General features: G+C 41.5%; 18 protein-coding genes. 12 read left to right on the forward strand and 6 right to left on the reverse strand.

Annotated features, from left to right (window positions below; all coding sequences use genetic code 11):
• Positions 1–6 precede the first annotated feature (6 nt).
• The gene (locus tag C5749_RS06760; protein WP_105724187.1) at positions 7–1,275 is read right to left on the reverse strand and encodes a Gfo/Idh/MocA family oxidoreductase; all 1,269 of its coding nucleotides are present in this window, start codon (positions 1,273–1,275) and stop codon (positions 7–9) included.
• 319 nt (positions 1,276–1,594) lie between these two features.
• Between C5749_RS06760 and C5749_RS06765 the strand changes: the two genes are divergently transcribed.
• On the forward strand, positions 1,595–2,854 hold the full coding sequence (locus tag C5749_RS06765; protein WP_105724189.1) for an ROK family protein: 1,260 nt from the start codon (positions 1,595–1,597) through the stop codon (positions 2,852–2,854).
• On the opposite strand, the gene C5749_RS06770 is transcribed toward C5749_RS06765, so the two are convergent.
• Positions 2,851–3,642: a DeoR/GlpR family DNA-binding transcription regulator gene (locus C5749_RS06770; protein WP_245893649.1), complete on the reverse strand. Its 792-nt coding sequence runs from the start codon at positions 3,640–3,642 to the stop codon at positions 2,851–2,853. The two genes, C5749_RS06765 and C5749_RS06770, sit on opposite strands and share 4 nt — an antisense overlap.
• Before the next feature lie 104 nt (positions 3,643–3,746).
• Between C5749_RS06770 and C5749_RS06775 the strand changes: the two genes are divergently transcribed.
• From C5749_RS06775 to C5749_RS06825, 11 genes are all read left to right on the forward strand, one after another.
• Positions 3,747–5,354 (forward strand): glycerol-3-phosphate dehydrogenase/oxidase, encoded by a 1,608-nt coding sequence (locus tag C5749_RS06775; protein ID WP_105724191.1) that lies wholly within the window; start codon positions 3,747–3,749, stop codon positions 5,352–5,354.
• 21 nt (positions 5,355–5,375) lie between these two features.
• The gene (gene glpK / locus C5749_RS06780; RefSeq protein WP_105724193.1) at positions 5,376–6,872 is read left to right on the forward strand and encodes a glycerol kinase GlpK; all 1,497 of its coding nucleotides are present in this window, start codon (positions 5,376–5,378) and stop codon (positions 6,870–6,872) included.
• Between the two features lie 24 nt (positions 6,873–6,896).
• The gene (locus tag C5749_RS06785) at positions 6,897–7,631 is read left to right on the forward strand and encodes an MIP/aquaporin family protein (protein WP_105724195.1); all 735 of its coding nucleotides are present in this window, start codon (positions 6,897–6,899) and stop codon (positions 7,629–7,631) included.
• 208 nt (positions 7,632–7,839) lie between these two features.
• Positions 7,840–9,177: a glycerol-3-phosphate transporter gene (gene glpT, locus C5749_RS06790; protein WP_105724197.1), complete on the forward strand. Its 1,338-nt coding sequence runs from the start codon at positions 7,840–7,842 to the stop codon at positions 9,175–9,177.
• A 245-nt stretch (positions 9,178–9,422) separates the two neighbouring features.
• On the forward strand, positions 9,423–10,595 hold the full coding sequence (locus C5749_RS06795; protein WP_105724199.1) for a cysteine desulfurase family protein: 1,173 nt from the start codon (positions 9,423–9,425) through the stop codon (positions 10,593–10,595).
• 102 nt (positions 10,596–10,697) lie between these two features.
• Positions 10,698–11,033, forward strand: coding sequence for a HesB/IscA family protein (locus C5749_RS06800; protein ID WP_105724201.1), 336 nt, complete (start codon positions 10,698–10,700; stop codon positions 11,031–11,033).
• Between the two features lie 165 nt (positions 11,034–11,198).
• Complete coding sequence (gene asnA / locus C5749_RS06805) at positions 11,199–12,203, forward strand: aspartate--ammonia ligase (protein WP_105724203.1); 1,005 nt, start codon at positions 11,199–11,201, stop codon at positions 12,201–12,203.
• Between the two features lie 123 nt (positions 12,204–12,326).
• Positions 12,327–13,526, forward strand: a complete 1,200-nt coding sequence (gene fabV, locus C5749_RS06810) for an enoyl-ACP reductase FabV (RefSeq protein WP_105724205.1) — start codon at positions 12,327–12,329, stop codon at positions 13,524–13,526.
• A gap of 290 nt (positions 13,527–13,816) precedes the next feature.
• Positions 13,817–14,536 carry a TetR/AcrR family transcriptional regulator gene (locus tag C5749_RS06815; protein ID WP_105724207.1) on the forward strand — a complete coding sequence of 240 codons (720 nt, stop codon included), beginning with the start codon at positions 13,817–13,819 and terminating at the stop codon, positions 14,534–14,536.
• 72 nt (positions 14,537–14,608) lie between these two features.
• Positions 14,609–16,639, forward strand: coding sequence for a M3 family metallopeptidase (locus C5749_RS06820; RefSeq protein WP_105724209.1), 2,031 nt, complete (start codon positions 14,609–14,611; stop codon positions 16,637–16,639).
• Positions 16,640–16,738: 99 nt separating this feature from the next.
• Positions 16,739–17,077: a DUF2853 family protein gene (locus C5749_RS06825; protein WP_105724211.1), complete on the forward strand. Its 339-nt coding sequence runs from the start codon at positions 16,739–16,741 to the stop codon at positions 17,075–17,077.
• Positions 17,078–17,157: 80 nt separating this feature from the next.
• Here C5749_RS06825 and C5749_RS06830 read toward each other — a convergent pair whose 3' ends face one another.
• The 4 genes from C5749_RS06830 to C5749_RS06845 all read right to left on the reverse strand — a co-directional run bounded on the left by C5749_RS06830 (position 17,158) and on the right by C5749_RS06845 (position 21,311).
• Positions 17,158–19,089, reverse strand: a complete 1,932-nt coding sequence (locus C5749_RS06830; RefSeq protein ID WP_105724214.1) for a solute symporter family protein — start codon at positions 19,087–19,089, stop codon at positions 17,158–17,160.
• Positions 19,086–19,388, reverse strand: a complete 303-nt coding sequence (locus C5749_RS06835; protein WP_105725298.1) for a DUF485 domain-containing protein — start codon at positions 19,386–19,388, stop codon at positions 19,086–19,088. The genes C5749_RS06830 and C5749_RS06835 overlap by 4 nt, the downstream gene beginning before the upstream one ends.
• A 140-nt stretch (positions 19,389–19,528) precedes the next feature.
• The gene (locus tag C5749_RS06840; protein ID WP_105724216.1) at positions 19,529–20,266 is read right to left on the reverse strand and encodes a LytR/AlgR family response regulator transcription factor; all 738 of its coding nucleotides are present in this window, start codon (positions 20,264–20,266) and stop codon (positions 19,529–19,531) included.
• Positions 20,253–21,311, reverse strand: a complete 1,059-nt coding sequence (locus tag C5749_RS06845; protein ID WP_105724218.1) for a histidine kinase — start codon at positions 21,309–21,311, stop codon at positions 20,253–20,255. Before C5749_RS06845 ends, C5749_RS06840 begins: the two co-directional genes overlap by 14 nt.
• Positions 21,312–21,341 lie beyond the last annotated feature (30 nt).

The raw sequence follows: 21,341 nt of genomic DNA on the forward strand, positions 1-21,341 counted from the left end.
GTTAATTTAGATAATCCAAGGACCACGCATAGGTTGATCAATTAATCTGTTCGCTGCTTCATCGTCCACAAATGCCTGCTTTTCAGAATCAAATTTCAGCGTCCGGTTTAAGCGCAGGGCTGCTAAACCCAAATTAACCAAGGTGGCTGAATAATAACCGTTTTGTTCATTCAATGCGAATTTCTGTCTTGTTCGGCAGGCTTCCACAAAATCAGTCATCTGCGGAGCAGGATCTGGATATTGCGCTAATTTACGTTCCATATCGGGAATATCAGATATGAATCCTTTATACAATTTCCCTTTTGGTCCTTCGATATACGCCAAACCTTCTTCTGTACCTGCACCGTCCAATACGATCTGACATCCATCAGCATAGGTATAGGTAATTTTTCTCCAGGTTCCAACAGCATCTGAATGTTGCTGTGGTGCATCTACCTCTATCTTTACAGGGCTTTCTCCATCCTTACCCAGAAAATATTGGACGGGATCCAGATAATGTTGCCCCATATCACCGAGTCCACCGCCATCGTAATCCCAATATCCACGGAATGTCGTATGCACGCGGTGCTTGCTATAAGGTTTATATGGTGCTGGCCCCAGCCACATTTCGTAATCCAATTCTTTGGGAGCTTGTTCTACAGGTAAATTCTCCCTTCCTACCCAATAAAACTTCCAATCAAACCCCGTGTGTTTACTGATTGTTACCTTTAGCGGCCAACCCAACATACCCGTATCGACCAATTTTTTTATTTTTTTGACTGGCACATTCATGCCATAAAAGTTAGCATCGAAGCGGAACCAGGTATTTAATCTAAAGATATTCCCATGTTGGGCTACTGCCTCTTTTACTTTTTTGCCTTCCCCAATCGTCCGCGTCATAGGCTTTTCACACCAGATATCTTTACCAGAGCGGGCAGCTTCTACAGCCATGATCCCATGCCAATGTGGCGGTGTCGCGATATGTACAATATCTACTTCTGGATTTTGGATCAATTCGCGAAAGTCGTGATGCTCTGTTACTCCTCCGCCAAGAGCCTTTTGTGCTATGGCTAAGTGCCTAGTGTCTACGTCACAGATGGCTACCGTTTTTGTACCCGCATATTTGAAATGCCCCCTTCCCATGGATCCTACACCGATTACTCCTTTAGTTAAATGGTCACTAGGCGCAAGAAAACCGTTACCGCCGAGCACGTGTCTGGGCACAATGGTAAAAGCTGCCGCACCAATTAACGTCTTCTTCAGAAAATTACGCCTTGATGTTTTGTTTTCACTCATGCTTGTTTATTGATTAAATTAGGTTTTAAATATTCTTTTTGATTTGAGATTCTACCGCTATATTTTGAATTCTCCAATTTCATGACGCTGACATTAACGATAACTCCTTGCCATAAATATGTGTTTCTGACCGAGCTCAAATTAACATCACGCTTATCCTTCGAGCCTATTTCTTAAAAGCCAAATTATACTATTTTCTTCACTAATACAAAAACATCAATTATATTTTTCAAAAAAGTTACCTGATTAATATAAAATTTAAAAATAAAAATTATCTTTATTAAAAATTTCAAAGAACAACAGCTTTTAATTATATCAGATGTCACTAACCGACCCTATACTTGGCACTATCGATCAGGACATTGTTGACATGGGGAATGTCGACCGGAAAAAATATGCTCAAAAAATTAGTTTAATCAAACAGTTGTACGAAAACGGTCCATCCTCTATACTAGAACTATTTACAAAACTTGGTGTAAGCCATCCTACGTGCCAAGGTTTGGTAGCGGAACTTACTGTTCTTGACCTAATAGAAAAAAAAGGGAAGGGTATATCTGTCGGCGGAAGAAAACCCGACCTCTATGGCTTGAAAGATGGCTCTTACTATGTTGTGAGCATAGACATGGAGCGGTTCCACGTACGGGCAGCCATTTTTGACAACAACAACAATAATGTTAGCGGCATTAGACAACTACCGCTTTCTATTTCCAAAGACATATCCGTCCTAAATACGATTCGAGATTTTATTGATGCACTGATCCGGGATTCGGATATTAATACAAGCAAAATACTTGGAATTGGAATGAGCATGCCTGGCTTGATCAGCAGTGAGGAATACATCAATTACACCTATCTTTCGGAAGGAGATTTTAACTTGAAAGAGAATCTCGAACAGATGTTTCCCTATCCGGTATTTATTGAAAACGACGTTAAATCGGCTACCATTGCCGAATCTCGCCACGGATTGGCCAAAGACCGAAAAGACGCACTAGTCGTCTTATTGGATTGGGGAATTGGTTTGGGCATTATCATGGATGGAAAAGTCAGAAAGGGGGCCAAGGGATTTTCCGGTGAGATCGGCCACATGCCTTTCGTGGATGACGGCGCCTTATGCTACTGCGGCAAGCAGGGCTGTCTGGAGACTGTAGCTTCGGGAATTGCCCTTGCCAGAATGGTAAAAGAAGGAATCAAGTCGGGACAGCACTCACTATTAAACCGCTTATCGGGGCAGGAAATCAATGAAATAGAGCCGCATATCGTTATAGAAGCCGCTAATCAGGGCGACCAATTTGCAATAAGCATGTTGTCCAAACTAGGAAACAGCTTAGGCAAAGGTATTGCCACCCTTATACAACTGTTCAATCCAGAAGTAATCATACTGGGCGGAAAAATTGCAGAGGCCAAGCAGTACATTACTATTCCAATTATCCAGTCGATAAACACATATAGCATGGCCAAGATTCGAGAAGACACGAAAGTCACGCTCTCGGAACTACGGCGCGATGCGAGTCTAATGGGAAACATCAGCATTGTCATCGACGGCATATTGGAAGCACAAATGAGGAAAGCAAATAGCTAAGATTGTCCTCCAGATGTTTTATATTCAATCCCTAAATTGTCACACAATTGTTGGTATTTAGTAGGTATACTATCACTTATAATCATATCTACTTTGGCCAAGGAAGAAATCTTGCCCAAACTTTTCCTGTCGAACTTGGAAGCATCTGCTAAAATAATAACCTTATGGGCAGATTCCATCATTCGGCGATTCAACAACGCTTCCTGCGCATTTGTTGTGGTAATTCCGAACTCCGCGTCAATACCATCCACACCAAGAAATAACTTAGAACAAAAAAAATCACCTAATAAATCTTCTGCATAGCGTCCGGTAATAGAAGAAGATGTTTTTCTTACAGGACCGCCCAACTGAATGATATCCACACTTTCATGCTTGATAAGTTCCATCGTTACGTTGATGGCCGAGGTAATCACTGTTAAACGTTCTTGCGGTACAATTTCTTTCGCAAAATACTGCATCGTCGTTCCAGAGGCAATAATAATGGAATCGTTCGGTTCTACCAGTGTCGCAGCCGTTATTCCTATAGATTTTTTAGCATCTGAATGTAATAATGCTTTCTCGTTTATAGAGCGATCCTTTTGATACGGATTCACATTGGTTGCTCCGCCGTGCGTCCGGAAGACCATGCCTTCGTCTTCTAAAAACTGTAAGTCTTTACGGATAGTAACGGAAGAAACTTTCAGCTCTTCACATAAATCAACGACAGAAACATGGCCATTTTTCTCAATCTGCTTGATTATAAACTGATGACGTTCTACATTATTCATAGCCCAAGATACACATTCCATTCGAATAGTAAATTAAAACACCATAAAAACTTCAAAAAGTTTCGTTTGTTTACGTTTTTTACTATTTTTACCGCATAATAGAAATTCTAACGAAACGAATCAAAATGATTTTCAAGAGAACCGAAGCGATACATATAATAGAAAGTACTACCACATGGGATATTGCCATCATCGGCGGTGGAGCCACTGGATTAGGCATCGCAGTCGACGCCGCCGCTCGGGGATATAAAACGTTATTGATAGAAAAATATGACTTCGCTAAAGGCACATCAAGCAAGAGTACTAAACTAGTACACGGCGGCGTACGCTATCTAGCTAATGGTGATGTCAAATTGGTGTATTCGGCACTCAAAGAGCGTGGTCTGATTTTTCAGAACGCACCCCACGTCTCTTTCGTGCAGAGCTTTGTTATTCCTTCTTATAGCGTATTCAGCAAATTAAAATTCCTCATCGGCCTTAAGCTTTACGATTGGATGGCAGGTAGTCTACGTATTGGCAAATCCTCCCTATTAAGTAAAAAGGAAGTGGTTGAAAAGCTCCCTAAAGTAAAAACGAAGGGGCTACGTGGTGGTATACAATATTTTGACGGGCAATTTGATGACGCCCGCTTAGCCATAAATCTTGCACAAACCGCCACGGAATATGGAGCTGTGACCCTCAACTACGCAGAAGCGACAGTCATTCGAAAGGATGCCAACGGAAAAATAAATGGTCTTTCATTCTTAGACAGCGAAAACGGGATAACATACGATATACAGGCTAAAGTAGTTATCAACGCCACTGGGATTTTTGTCGATGATATCCTTAAACTAGACACCCCTACACATAGGAATCTTGTACGTCCTAGTCAAGGTGCACATATTGTCATTGATCAGAAGTTTTTGGGCAATCAGGACGCTCTCATGATACCAGAAACAAGTGATGGGCGCGTTCTTTTTGGCGTACCTTGGCATGGAAAAGTTTTATTGGGAACGACAGACACCCCATTAAAAGAGCATCAAATTGAACCCCGACCACTGGAAGAAGAAATTGAATTTATCCTCTCAACTGCCAACGAATACTTAGAAAACGCACCTACTCGCGCAGATATACGTAGTGTTTTTGCAGGTTTAAGGCCACTCGCCGCCCCCACAAATGGCGATAGCAACAGCACAAAAGAAATTTCCCGAGACCATAAGCTCATCAAAAGCGAATCGGGACTTATCACCATCACTGGAGGCAAGTGGACAACCTACCGGAAAATGGGGGAAGAGACGGTCGATTTAGCAATGAAAACTGGGCGTCTACCCGAAACCTCCTGCAAAACCGATTATCTTCCACTACACGGATATACGAAAGATAAACACCCAGGACATTGGCAAGTATATGGCTCCGATAGGATCGCTATCCAAAAATTAATGGACAATAATCCTTCGCTAGCGGAAAAAATACACCAGGATCATGATTTTACCGTTGCTGAGATTATTTGGGCCTGTAAAAATGAGATGGTTGTTAAAGTAGAGGATTTTCTAGCCAGACGGATCCGTTTATTGTTACTGGATGCACGGGCCTCCTTAGAGGCCGCTCCACTGGTCGCTAAAATCATGGCGGAGCAATTAGATAAAGACAACGAATGGGTAAATAAGGAGCTGGCAGATTATGAACTCTTAGTAAAAAATTATACATTGTCCCCAAAAGAAATAAGCAACCACAATAGTCCCACATGGGGATAAAGCCTTAAACTTATTATTCGAATGAAGAAAGAATTTATTTTAGCGCTAGACCAAGGCACAACAAGTTCCAGAGCGATCCTCTTCAATAAGAAGGGTGAAATCGAAAATATTGCTCAAAAGGAGTTTACGCAGATATTTCCCCGGTCAGGTTGGGTCGAACATGATGCACAGGAAATATGGTCGTCACAGCTCAGCGTATTAACAGAAGTTATTGCAAAAGCCAATATAAAACTAGATGCCATCAAAGCCATTGGTATTACGAATCAACGGGAAACCACAGTAGTTTGGAATCGGAAAACGGGAGAACCTATACATAACGCCATTGTTTGGCAAGATAGACGTACAGCGGCCTATTGCCACTTGATGGAGGAAAAGGGCTTGGCTAAGACGATACAAGAAAAAACCGGCCTTTTAATCGATGCTTATTTCTCCGCCTCCAAAATCAATTGGATCCTTAAACATGTTAAAGGGGCACGCAAATTAGCCGAAAAAGGCGAGCTGGCTTTTGGCACGATAGATTCTTGGCTTGTCTATAACCTGACCAATGGCACCAAACACATCACAGACGTGACCAATGCGTCACGTACGCTGCTCTTTAATATCCATACGTTAACCTGGGACCAAGAGCTTTTGGATATCTTTGAGGTCCCTGCTTCTATGCTACCCACGGTATGTGATAGTTCCGAAATATACGGAGAAACGAGCACTACGTTAGGCGCTCGGCCAATTCCTATCGCCGGTATTGCCGGCGATCAACAAGCCGCTTTGTTTGGCCAGCTATGCACCCAAAAGGGTATGGCAAAAAACACGTATGGAACAGGTTGTTTTTTGCTGATGAATATTGGCAACAAACCGGTTATCTCCACACATAAATTGGTAACAACTATCGCGTGGAAAATTGGCAAGGAGGTCAATTATGCACTAGAGGGCAGTATTTTCATCGGCGGGGCGGTTGTTCAATGGTTACGTGATGAATTGGGTATTATTAAAAAAGCGAGCGACGTAGAACAATTGGCCACGACCGTAGCGAGTACGGATGGTGTATATTTAGTTCCCGCCTTTTCAGGTCTAGGTGCACCACATTGGAATCCCGACGCAAGAGGGACACTGCTTGGCTTATCCCGTGGTTCGAATGATGCTCATATTGCACGAGCAGCGTTGGAAAGCATCGCTTATCAAACCTACGATATACTTAAAGCGATGGAATTGGATGCTAAATCTAAAATCCGCGAGCTTCGCGTCGACGGAGGCGCCACACAAAACAGTTTTCTCATGCAGTTTCAGGCCGACATATTAAAAACCAATGTTATTCGACCCGCGGTGACAGAAACGACAGCTATGGGCGCAGCATTTTTGGCTGGATTAGCGGTTGGTTTTTGGAAAGATATTGACCAATTGCAATCTTTATGGCAAGAAGAAAGAACGTTTATTGCCGACAAGAAAAAGAAATATCAACCACTACTCCAAGAATGGAAAAGAGCCACAGATACTGTAAAGTTCTGGGCAGAATATAAATAAGATAATTGTTTTAATTTCATCATTATGACACCCTTTTTAGCAGAGTTGATCGGTACAGCCTCTATGATTTTATTAGGTGGCGGCGTTGTGGCAAATGTCGTCTTAAAAGGCACAAAAGGCAATAACAGCGGATGGATCGTCATCACAACTGCTTGGGCAATGGCGGTCTTTGTAGGCGTGACTATTGCCGGTCCTTATAGTGGCGCGCATCTGAACTGGGCGGTAACTATAGCAAATTTCGCCCTTGGAAAATTGGATATCGCGACTTCGCTGTCTTACATGTCCGCACAGCTGCTAGGAGCTATGGCAGGTGCTTTTACGGTCTGGATAGTATATAAAGACCATTTCGACCAGACGGAGGACGCCGGAGCAAAACAGGCGGTGTTCTGCACCGCACCGGCAATCCGGAACCTACCCATTAACCTTATCAGTGAAATTGTAGGCACCTTCGTTCTTATATTCACCATTTTGCATTTTACAGATGCATCCCTAGTGGGGGCAGATGAGAGCACCCCTATTGGTTTAGGTTCCATAGGCGCTATCCCTGTTGCTTTTCTGGTATGGGTAATTGGTCTTTCATTAGGCGGTACAACGGGATATGCTATAAATCCCGCCCGTGATTTGGGTCCGCGTATCATGCATGCCATCCTTCCCATTCAAAACAAAGCAGCTTTTGATGGTGCCTACGCGTGGATCCCCATTGTTGGACCTATATTGGGTGCGCTGATAGCAAGCACGTTATATCTTACTATTTACTAGTAAGATACATATCCATATCAATCCAATATTTCATCAAATGACTCTCAAAAAAATGCATTTCAGAACAAGGCTAGCCATGAGTATGTTAATTTTATGCGCTTATGGAAAAACTGAGGACACTTCAAGTGGATGGCATTATTAGAGATTACCCTGATTTGCTTTTGTTTTACCGTCCATATTAAAGACTCCATCACGTTATCAAATCTATATGCTTAATATTTTCAAACCAGCGACACACAAACCGCAGCTGCCCGCCAACAAAATAAGTCCCGAATACAAAAGACTACGCCTACAAGTATTCATTGGCATATTTATAGGTTACGCTGCTTACTATTTTGTACGCAAGAACTTTTCATTTGCCGTCAAAGACCTTCAGGATTCATTGGGTTATAGTAAAGCCGAATTGGGTTTCGCTATGTCTGCTATTTCGATCGCTTACGGCCTGAGTAAATTTCTTATGGGTAACGTCTCTGACCGAAGCAATGCACGATATTTTCTGGCAACCGGGTTAATTCTATCAGCTTTAACCATGATTTTTATGGGTTTCTCACCTATTGCAACCTCATCTATAGGAATCATATTTGCACTTTTGTTTATCAACGGCTGGGTGCAGGGTATGGGCTGGCCAGCATGCGGCCGTGTAGTAGTTCACTGGTATTCCATCAAGGAACGAGGCACCACCATGTCCATCTGGAATCTTGCACATAACGTAGGTGGTTTTCTCGTGGGGCCACTGGCTATCCTTGGTGTCGAATTGTTTATGGATTGGCAAGCGCGTCTCTATTTCCCTGGCCTAGCGGCGATACTCGTGGCGTTAATATCCATTTTGCTGGTACGTGATACACCTCAATCCTGCGGCCTTCCGCCAATTGAGGAATACAATAACGACTATCCCAAAACTTATGATAAATCACAAGAAAAAGAATTTAGCGCAAAAGAGATCTTTTTAAAATATATTTTCAACAACAAAATGCTGTGGTTTATAGCTATCGCCAACGCTTTTGTTTACCTAGTCCGCAACGGAATCATCAACTGGGCTCCCACCTATCTGCAGGAAGCCAAACATTTTACAGCATCCGAAGCGACTTGGTCAGCTTCCATTTATGAACTTGCGGCTATACCGGGTACTATCTTGTGCGGATTAATGAGCGATAAACTGTTCAAAGGACGCCGTGCTCCTGTCACGATCATCTATATGACAATCACTTTCCTAGCCGTACTCCTTTATTGGATAACTCCTGGCGACACGGCTTGGCTTGTAAATGGTTCTTTATGGGCTATCGGCTTTTTAATTTATGGACCTGTTATGCTTATTGGCGTACAGGCATTGGATCTTGTTCCTAAGAAAGCTGCAGGTACTGCTGCGGGATTAACAGGATTGTTTGGCTACTTTATAGGTGATCTATTGGCTAATGCAGCTCTTGGAGCCGTAGTAGACCACAGTGGCTGGAATGCTAGCTTCGAAATCGTGTTACTATCTTGTGTATTGGCAATTTTGTTCACCGCCTTTACCTGGAACAGAGAAAAGGTTCTTTTGCTGCAATAAAAACGTTTTATCGCGCGGTTTGTTTACCCTATATTGTAGTCCCAAATAGAAAGTGTTATGACAAAAAGTATTTTCCGTCTTTTGAACAAACTCAATAAAGTGGCATTACCTAAATTATCAGGAAAAGACCCTAGTAAATTGACAAAATGGGAGCAAGCTCTGCTTGCCTACCGTTATTATATTCTGACGCGCTCACTGGATTGATATTACTGTAAAAACAAACCATTTTTCTTATCTTTAACCTTATGTCATGGATATACTTGGATAACAACGCCACTACGAAGATAGATCCAAAGGTTTTAGAGGCTATGCTTCCTTTCCTAACAGACTCCTATGGGAATGCCTCCAGCATGCAGCACCGTATAGGACGTGAAGCCAGCCAAGCTGTAGCTTTGGCACGCCAACAAATTGCACAGAAATTTCGTGTAAAGGAAAATGAACTCTTTTTTAATTCTGGTGCAACGGAAGGTATCAATACCGTCCTACGTGGAGTACCCCAAGCTTATAAACGCAAAGGAAAACATATTATTACTTGCCAGACCGAACATAAGGCGGTCTTAACGACCTGCGCTCAGTTAGAACGGAACGGCGTTGAAATAACATATTTACCCGTCAATCATAACGGGGAATTAGATTTACAATTGCTCCAGGATAGCATACGCCAGGATACCATCTTAGTATGTATTATGGCCGCGAATAACGAATCGGGTGTTATACACCCCATTTCTGCAATTGCAAACATCTGTCAGGAAAAGGATGTCCTGTTTTTTTGCGATGCGACACAGTTGGTCGGCAAACAGGAAATAGACCTACAGCAGATTCCTATTGACATCCTGACCTTCAGTGCACATAAGTTTCATGGTCCTAAAGGCGCAGGTGTGTTATATGTGCGTCGCAAACGTAAACCGATACAGGTCCCTCCGTTAATATCCGGAGGACAGCAGGAAAACGGATTTCGTGGTGGAACATTAAATGTTCCCAATATTGTAGGTTGCGGGAAGGCACTGGAAATAGCAAATACCCATCCACAGGTCAAGCAATACCGAGACGAGCTGGAAAAGCAAATTAAACTTCGGATACCCGAAGTCATTATCCACGGCGAGCAGGCGGCACGATTAGACAACACCAGTTTCGTCGCTTTTCGACATATTAAAGCAGCTGAGCTTATGACTACCCTCTCCCATATCGCAGTCTCTTCAGGTTCTGCCTGTACTTCTGGTCTACGGGATCCATCACATGTTTTGAAAGCAATGGGTGTTAGCGATGATGACGCCTACGCTAGTATCCGTTTTAGCTTGAGTAAATTTACCAAAAAAGCCGATATGGAACAGACCATAAACGATCTTGCCAAGGCCGTTCAACGTCTTCGCTCCTCCTCTCCCATATGGCAACTTTTTAAAAAGGGGCTGATAGAGTGACGATTTTAGCAATTGCATTTACATTTTTTGACATTCTCTCGACCTCCGATAGTTGGAAGTAAACAAAAGAATAGCGATTTTTGTAAATCAAGAAGAAAAGCGATGAACGAATTGGTAACAATCACAGATAGAGCAAAGGAGCGTATCGACAAGATTATGCAAGAAGAGAACTATGACAATAGTTACTTTGTACGAGTTGCAGTGGAAAGTGGGGGGTGTTCCGGTCTTTCCTACAAACTATCGTTTGACAATGAGGAAAAAAAAGGTGACCAGTTTTGTGAAGATAGGGGTATTAAAATTTGTTTAGATATAAAATCCTACCTGTATCTAGCGGGAACAGAACTAGATTACTCAGACGGACTTACAGGCAAAGGCTTTGAATTTCATAACCCGAATGCTTCGCGGACTTGTGCGTGCGGCGAGAGTTTCTCCGTATAATCCTATTCTACAGGATATTATTAAAAGGGAGTTGTATAAACAGCTCCCTTTTTTAGTAATATTTTCAAAACATCATTCATTTTATTAATAAAACATTTATTTTTGCTGATAAAATTTAAAAAAATATCAATAGCTAGCTTATGGTATTTAGAGCGCTAACATTTTATGGGACGTAACTTATTAAAAACGGAACAAGCGATTACGTTTGTTAAGAACATTTTTTCGGAGAAACTAAGTCAGGCATTAAATCTCATTCCTGTTTCCTCGCCTTTAGTTGTATTAGATGGAACAGGCATCAATGATGATCTCAATGGCATTGAACGTCCGGTAGGGTTTCCTATCAAATCTTTGAACGAACAGCGTGCTGTAGTAGTACATTCCTTGGCCAAATGGAAAAGGGTGCGACTAAAAGAATTGGAAATACAACCCGGAGAAGGTATATTGACAGATATGCGGGCTTTACGCCCGGACGAGGATTATAGCCCTATCCATTCCATCTATGTAGACCAATGGGATTGGGAAAAACATATCAACAACCGAAACCGTACGTTGGTTTATCTAAAGGACACCGTATTAAAAATATATCAAGCGCTATATGAAACAGAACAGGAAGTGGCGGAACGGTACCCTGAAAAACAGCCTGCTCTTCCAAGGGATATTCATTTCATCGCCTCCGAAGAACTCCTAGCGAAATACCCCAATTTAACTCCCAAGGAACGAGAGAACGCTATCGCCAAAGAATATGGCGCCGTCTTTATACATGGTATCGGATGTGAACTTAGTAACGGCTTTCCACACGACGGCCGTGCAGCCGACTACGACGACTGGAGCACCGATAATGAAAACGGATATAAAGGCCTAAATGGTGATATATTGGTTTGGAACCCTATTTTACATACTGCTTTCGAGCTTTCTTCCATGGGGATTCGAGTCGATAAAAAGGCACTATTGCACCAGTTGGAGCTTAGAGGCAGCCTGGAAAGGACTAAGCTTCCTTTTCACGATATGCTATTAAATGATCAGCTTCCTCCGTCTATCGGAGGTGGTATCGGCCAATCACGTGTTTGTATGTTCATGCTTAAAAAAGCACATATTGGCGAAGTACAAGTAAGTATATGGGAGGGTGAACAACGGAAGCTACTAGCGTCGCAGAATATCAATTTGTTATGACCACCCCTATCTATTGCTGATGCCGAAGCATGTTACTAAAGTGGCGGCATAAAACAGGCAGCTTACAGCCTATAGCTAATAATTATTATATTTGCGCTATTATTTATAGAATAGAAAAACGATATGATTATACAACCACGTGTAAGAGGGTTTATCTGCTTAACTTCGCATCCGGAAGGAACAGCAGAACATGTTAAGCAACAGATAAGCCATATAAAATCCAAGGGTAAAATAGAAAACGGTCCTAAAAAGGTTTTGGTAATCGGTGCATCCACCGGTTTCGGATTGGCTTCCCGTATTACGGCTGCCTTCGGTTCGGACGCCTCAACGATCGGCGTGTTCTTCGAAAAACCTGCAGCCCCCGGCAAGCCTGGCACTGCTGGTTGGTATAATACTGCTGCCTTCGAAAACGAAGCGCATGCTGCGGGACTTTATGCGAAAAGCATCAATGGAGATGCCTTTTCTGATGAAATAAAAAAACAAACTATTGATCTTATCAAAAAAGATCTTGGACAAGTAGATTTGATTGTCTATTCATTAGCCTCACCGCGCCGTACACACCCGAACACCGGCGTCGCGCATATGTCGGTACTTAAACCCATCGGACAAGCTTTTACCGACAAAACGGTGGATTTTCACTCCGGTGTTGTCTCGGACATTTCCATCCAACCGGTCGAAAGCGAAGAGGACATTCAGAACACCATCGCCGTCATGGGCGGTGAGGATTGGAAGTTCTGGATAGAACAGTTAAAGGACGCTGGCGTATTGGCGGATGGAGTAAAAACGGTTGCTTATTCTTATATCGGGCCAGCGCTTACCTATCCAATTTATAGAAATGGAACGATTGGCAGAGCGAAAGATGATTTGGAAGGTACGGTGCCGGTTCTTAACGACCTGTTAAAAGACATAGACGGCATTAGCTATGTCTCTGTAAACAAGGCGTTGGTAACACAATCAAGCTCTGCTATCCCGGTTGTCCCCCTCTACATATCCCTACTCTATAAAGTCATGAAGGAGAAAGGTATACATGAAGGCACTATCGAACAAATGCAGCGGCTATTTGCTGACCGCCTCTATACTAACGGAGAAACTCCACTAGATGAAAAAGGGCGGATTCGAGTTGATGATTGGGAAATGCGAGAAGACGTACAAACGGAAGTGGCAAAACTATGGGAACAGATTACCACAGAAAATTTGGGACAAATTTCTGATATAGCTGGCTACCGGAATGACTTTTTTAATTTGTTCGGTTTCAACTTCGATACCGTAAATTACGATAAAGACACCAATGAAGTTGTCAAAATACCTAGTATAAAAGAATAGATAGATTCTATTAACGAAAATAAAAAAGGCAGTAGATTATAATTTCTATTGCCTTTTTTATTTTCTGTCTTTTTGAGCATTATCTCAAGCAAGATTCACCCGCTCCATGTACGTTTTTCAGCTAAAAATAGAAGAAATAAGTTGAGAATTAATTTTATAAAAACCAATTTAAAATTACAATAAAAACCTGGCTAACAAGCAAAAAAATATTATATACCTTCTTGATATTTCCAATTTAAATAGTCACTTTTATAAACTGATTATTTTATAAATTAAAATAGAAATATATTATGGCAAGAAAAAAAACTAAAACCACGGAAGAATCAGAAAATATACCTGTAAAAAAAGCTCGTAAGGTAGTTGCTGGTCCCATACGAGACAAAGAACGAACCAAGCGTAGGTTAATAGCAACTGTAGGTAAGGTGTTGCAAAAGTATACATACGCCGGGCTTACTATTACCAATATTGCAAAAGAGTCCGGCCTAAACCCTAAGCTTATATATCTCTATTTTGGAAACTTAGATGGCTTGATAGAGGAATATATCCTGGAAAAAGATTTTTGGGCCGGAAAGCTTAAAACACAAATCACGGAGTTTGCAGAAAATCCAACACCGGTTGGCGCACAGGACACCAGTGATTTGTTCCAACTACAGTTCGATTCGTTCTTAAAAGATAAATCTATGCAGCGTATTATCCATTGGGAGATGGGGGTAAAAAATAAGTTGTTACGAAGAATAGCTGACGACCGGGAAGAAGTTGGTAAAAGTGCTCTTGACCTTATTTCCGCTCGATTCGTGGATACAGATGTAGACATTCAGGCCACCCTGGCCATTATTCTTGGCGGAATTTATTATCTGACATTACATGCCAAAAACAATGGAAGTACGGTCAGTGGTATCGATATTAATGACGACGAAGGTCGGGAACGCATCGAAAGGACTATTGAAAGATTAATCTTCCGGGATTTTGAAGATGCAAAAAAGACAAAGACAGCAAAAGCAAAAAAATAACAACATAATCAGATAGTACAGTAATGAATGGGGGGGGGCAATATTTCACCCCTATTTTTGTACTTTTGCAGCATGTCTGTACTAAACAAAAAATTTGACACAGCGCATGATACGGCGCCGTTTTCACAAATAAAAGACGAGGATTACATCCCCGCGTTTGACACCGCTATCGAAAAAACAGCAACCGAAATCACAGCAATTATCAATAATCCAGAACCGCCTACTTTTATAAACACAATAGCTGCAATAGTCTATTCTGGCATGGAGCTGGACCGTATATCACATATATTTTTCAACCTCCACTCCGCAGAAACCACCGACAAGCTTGATAAAATAGCCCAAGAGGTAGCGCCCAAGCTATCCAAGCTGAACAACGACATCATGCTAAATCCACAACTATTCGAACGGATAAAAGTAGTATACGATCAAAAAGACAAGTTTTCGTTAAATACCGAGCAGCAAACTTTACTACAGAAATCCTACCGCGATTTCGTGAGAAACGGTGCATTGCTGGATGATGATAAAAAGAAAACCTTACGTCAAATAGATGCTGAACTTGCTATTTTAACGCTAAAGTTTGGAGAGAATATATTAGCAGAAACAAACGCATATCAATTGTATATTACTGATAAAAAGGATTTATCAGGTTTGCCAGAAGGCTCTATAGAAGCTGCACGAGGACTCGCTGAAGCACAAGATAAAATTGGGTGGATATTCACCTTAGACTACCCAAGTTACATCCCATTTGTAACTTATGCCGATAATCAGGCTCTTCGTCGCGAAATTACTATTGCCGCTGGCCGTAAAGCGTTTCAACATAACGAATATAACAACGAGGAGAATATCCTCAAAATTGCACAACTACGTTTCCAGCGCGCACAACTATTAGATTATGATACACACGCCCATTTTGTTTTGGAAGAACGTATGGCACAGCAGCCATCAAAGGTGTTGACATTCCTAAATGATTTATTAAATAAAGCGAAGCCCGCCGCAGAAAGAGAATTTCAAGAATTAAGTGCTTTTGCAAAAGAGATGCACGGATTAACACGACTTGAAAAATGGGATACAGCGTATTATGGCGAAAAGTTAAAACAAAAAAAATATAATTTAGACGACGAACTACTGAAACCCTACTTTCAACTTGAAAATGTATTGCAGGGTGTTTTCATTATTGCTCAGCGGCTTTATGACTTAAACTTCCACGAAGTCAATTATATCGACAAATACCACGAAGAGGTACGCACTTTTGAAGTCACGACGAACGACAATAGTTTCATAGCGATATTTTATGCCGATTTCTTTCCCAGAAAAGGTAAACGTAATGGGGCTTGGATGACATCATTTAAACCGCAATACCGTAAAAATAACCAGGACGAACGCCCCCACATATCCATTGTATGCAATTTTACACGTCCAACCACTACAAAGCCGTCTTTATTGACATTCAGCGAAGTGACTACCCTGTTCCACGAATTCGGTCATGCACTACATGGTATGTTAGCCGATACGACCTACCCTAGTCTATCTGGTACGTCTGTATATTGGGATTTTGTAGAACTGCCCAGTCAAATCATGGAAAACTGGTGTTACGAAAAAGAGGCCCTCGAACTTTTTGCAAAACATTATCAAACCGGAGAAGCCATCCCAATGGAACTCATTGATAGAATCAGAGCCTCGGCTTCATTTATGGAAGGAATGGCAACCTTACGTCAATTGGGTTTCGGATTATTGGATATGGGGTGGCACGCCCAAGACCCTACAAATATTGACAACGTCAAGTCATTTGAAAATAGTTGCTTCGCTTCTACACAATTGTTACCTGACGTTGGAGAAAATGCGATAAGTCCATCGTTTTCACATATTTTTAATGGCGGATACTCTTCGGGCTACTATAGCTATAAATGGGCGGAAGTATTAGATGCTGACGCGTTTGCCTATTTTCAAGAAAACGGAATTTTTGACAAAGCAGTTGCTGGTAAATTCAAAACAAACATTCTCTCCAAAGGGGGTATCGAACACCCCATGACACTTTATAAACGGTTCCGTGGAAAAGAACCTAGTGTAGACGCATTGTTGAAACGAGCAGGATTAATTGAATAACAGCTACAAAAATGATTCAAAATTGATTTTTTCTTTTTATTCCAGAGAATAGTATTTACATTTAATTTGTAATAGTCAATTTATCTTAAATATTTTCATATGAGCAAATTAGAAGAAAAAATTGCCGGTTATGTTGCCGAAGCAAAAAAGTTAAACCTTTCTTTAGATGAAAAGTTGGTCGCTGCTGTAGCGAAGGGATTGGGACCGTCCATCTACAATGCCGATGCAGAAACCATTGCGTCGTCAGATAAAGCTGAACTCGATCGTGTCAAGAGCAACTTTTTGGTTAAAAAACTTGGGTTGACAGATGGCCCAGAGTTAGATACCGCTATTGAGGAAGTTATAGAGCAAATTGGAAAATCCAACAGGAATAAGTATCGCGCTATTGTGTATGCGTTGCTCGTTAAGAAATTCAAAAAGGAAAGTGCATATGCGTAAGCATAGCCCATGTAAAATTCAAAAGCTCGATTCTATTAAATAGAGTCGAGCTTTTTCTTAAGCGAACAGGTTACACGCTATTAACCTGTACTATTTTCAATGTCCGCATTGGAACTCCGTCTCGGACACCGCAAAGACACTAAATAAACGGTCAATACCGCCAATGGAAAAGAAATCAATGCGGGGTTTTCCAGTTGATGTATTGCACTTTCTGGGTCTAGCCCGTATTTGTCCCACATTGTGGGCGATGTGAGAATAATTATTAGTGAGGATACAATCCCCACTATGATCGACGCCGCGATTCCTGTTTCCGAAGTTTTTTTCCAAAAAAGCAAGAACAGAATAGCCGGTAAGTTAGCTGATGCAGCGATGGCAAACGCCCACCCAACCAAAAAAGATACATTTATTCCCTTAAAAGCCATGCCAAGTAAGATCGCAAAGATCCCAACAACAAAAGCAGCAATCTTTCCAAGTTTAACTTTTCTATCGTCGCTCAAATTTTTCTTTAGATACACATCAATAAAATCATGCGCTATCGCTCCTGAGGAAGCTACAATCAATCCCGCAACGGTGCCTAGCACGGTTGCGAATGCTACCGCTGATATAATCGAGAACAATACTGCACCGAATGCGCGTGCTAACAGTGGTGCTGCCATATTGCTAGATTCCAGATCTAAAACGCCATTCACAGCCGACCCCAGTCCCATAAACAGGGTAAGGATATAAAAGCCTCCAATAGCAGCTATCGCTAGAATAGTTGATTTCCGCGCATCACGTGGTGTTTTGACGGTATAATAACGAATCAAGATATGTGGTAGGGCGGCCGTTCCTAAGAACAACGCTAACATTAAGGATATGAAATCCAATTTACTCCATAAGTTGGCATCGCGACCAATTTTATATTTAAGACCGGGAAGCATAAAAGAAGCGCCCGCTGTAGGCTCCTGATAGTACAGTGACACTTGATCTGCTCCATCTGGAAATTTTACTTGCAGAAACCGCACAATCTCACTCTTTTGCAGCGTCGATAAGAACTCGAATGGACTAAGGGGTCCGGTTTGTTCCACTTCTCGCCCATTGACCACAATCTTGCTCATGTGTCCTACCTGATAAAAACGACGGTTTTCCTTGGGTTCTCCGTTATATAATGTCTGCCCATTGGCCTGCTGCGTTACGGTTAGCGCCTCTTTCAATAAAGAGCTATCATGACCTCGCTCCCAGTCAAACCACCGTTCAATCCCATTTTGTGAAAGCTTAACAAATGTTTTATCTCCAATGACTTGCTGCGCAATGACATTCCAATCCGGCACGGCCACCACTTTATCATCTTCCACTTGTGGTGTAAGTTCCATAAAGGTATAGTGGCTGCTATTACCTTTGAAGTCCGGTGTTAATGTGAGCCCATTTTTCAATATGAAAAACGTAAGCACCAACGAAAGTACAATAAGTAAGCCTCCCTTTAAAAACTGCACATAAGTCGTTGAAGCCATTCCTGCGCTAGCTACAATGACAATTACAATAGCGCCGACCAACAACACACCTGCCCAATGTGGCATACCAAGCAGAGGCATCACCAAATCACCAGCGCCTACCATTTGCGGAATGAGATAAAATACCGATACAATCAACGTACTTACAGATGCTGATAACGTTATCGCACGCGAATTAAATTTGGCGTTGAGGGCGTCGGTAAATGTGTATTTCCCTAAGCGCTTGAATGGCTCTGCTATGAGAAATAAAGCAACAATCCATCCCCCTAGAAAACCAATTGCGTACAAAAAACCATCAAAGCCAGACACAGCGATCATCCCACATATTCCAAGAAAAGAGGCTGCAGATAAATAATCACCTGCAAAAGCAATTCCATTGACTCCCCAATGAATCTGTCCTCCTGCAGCATAATAAGAAGAGGATGAACGTGTCTTCCTTCCAAAATAGAAGGAAAGACCTATTACTAATCCGACAAAAATAAAGAAGAATACAAGCGCGGTATACGAAATCTCATAAATCATGCAGTACCCCTCTCTTTCATTTCATTTGCTTGTTCGGTATCGGCCTCATCTTCGTATTTTGTACAATAATAATTATATAACACACCGAGAATAACGGCAAATACAATGAGACCAATTCCATAGGCTAAGGCCAAGTTAAGCCCCCCGAATATTTGAATAGCTAATAATTCATACTGAAATACACCTATCAGTACAAAACCTGCATAGAAAACAAGATAAATGAAAAATAAGCGTATGCCTAAGCTAGATTTTCGCTTGGTCAGACTTTCTTTTTCTGTAGACGTGTTATTAACGTGCATAATATTTTTTTGGAACGGTTTATGAATTGAAACATCGGCAGCATAGATAAGTAAGCCGCCGATGTACGTAAACAAATGTAACCAAAAATGGGAAAAGTTTATATTTTTTTATTTTTTTAAAGATGTAGGACATCTACATTTTAAATTTTAGGTTTTTCCGAGGGGTAGTAAGCATTCACAAAATCGTCTAAGTATTCGGCGCCGATCGATAGCGGAGCATCATAATCCAACAGATAAAACTGTCTCATTGCGCGGGAAAATTTCATGACTCGGTGGATGTTAACGACATAACTTCGGTGTGCTTGGATAAAAATGTTGCGTGGTAATATGGACAACAATTCTCTCAGCGTAGTACGCGCTTTTATTTCCCGTTTGTCCGACAGGTGGAAACAGACATAATTCTTGTCGCTTTTTACTAAACTAACTTCTGTGAAGACGATTTTTGCATCAAACCCCTCCCTTACGTCCTTCACAAACATAAAATCTCTTCCTGCATCCTCTGTATTCATCACTTTGGAGATAACACGATTTATTGCTTCTGCTAGACGAGCATAATCCACAGGTTTGGGAATACAATCGTCTACCTGTATATCAAATGCGTCCATGGCGCGTTCAGCATAAGCAGTTATCAAAATTACCGCGGGACGAGGCTCAATAGACTTGATTAGTGAGATGCCGTCGAATCCTTCCATAACAATATCCGATACCAGAATATCCACGGGATTATTTCGGATGTAATGGAGAGCTCGGATACTGTCGGTCTCCGTCCCAACCACCACCAAACGGCTATCTGTCTGAAAATAAGCATACAAAACCCCTAACATGGCTGGGTCATCATCCAAAAGAAACACACGCAATCTTGCGCTAGGCTGACCCATGTACACTTTGTTTAATTGTCAATTCTACGAAGAAATATCCTAGACGCTTACCATAGCGCAAGTTATATCGCTGTTGTGCTAAAAGATCTAACCGCTCTTGAACATTGGACAACCCTATCCCGCTGCTATCTCGAAATCGTCGTTTACCTTCGAATTTATTGATAGTAACAAATGTAAACATATTGTCTTCACAGTCTAGCTTTATTTTAATGGAACGTCCTCCACTCTTAACGGAGGCATATTTTAAGACGTTATCCATAAAACTCAACAATAAAACAGGCGGTACCTTATGTCCTTCCAGTGTTCCCCTCTTCACATACTCCACCACATCATTACTTCCATGTTGGAGGCGTATAACATCGATCAGACTTTCTACTTGATTTATTTCCTCTCGTAAGCTAATCATTGTGAGCCGGGCTTGTGTTTTTTCATAACTATAACGCTGAACACTTCCTAATCTGCCCAATGATCGGGCAAACTCCCAATTTCCTTTCAGCGCAAGCTGATTCGCTATCGTCGAAAGAACGTTATATTGAAAATGACCATCTAATACAAAACGTAACTGTTGCTCTTTCAGTTCGCTGTTTTCGCTTTGCTGCTGCTTGAGAATAGCGATGAATCGGATGCCCCATATAATCAGCCGAAATAAAAAGACATGTCCTAACAATTTACAATATTCGACAATTAAAGTAAAAAAAAGATCGCCCCATGTCAATCGATACTCGCTATTGTAGAACACGATACCATACAGCGGGAACACTTTATAAATCATTAAATAAGTTATGCTCACCAAGGTAGGATAAAATAAGAGCAGCATCAAAAAACAGTATTTCCAAGCACGTCGGGTTGCGCTGTATGCGACAATAAACCAAACGGTATAAAAAAGTGGAATGTAAAGTAAAAGAAAAGTCGCGGCTGCTAAATATATATTTCCCTCAAATTCGCTTGTGTAATTACGCGAAGCGGTTAGCCAATAGTATGCCACCCACCCTAACAGATGGATGAGGACGTAAACAGGAACTTTAAGTTCAGTAATTTTCTTCATCGCGGTTAAATAAGGTAGTGTTTAACATAA

It is taken from the genome of Sphingobacterium gobiense (assembly GCF_002980575.1).
GTDB lineage: Bacteria > Bacteroidota > Bacteroidia > Sphingobacteriales > Sphingobacteriaceae > Sphingobacterium > Sphingobacterium gobiense.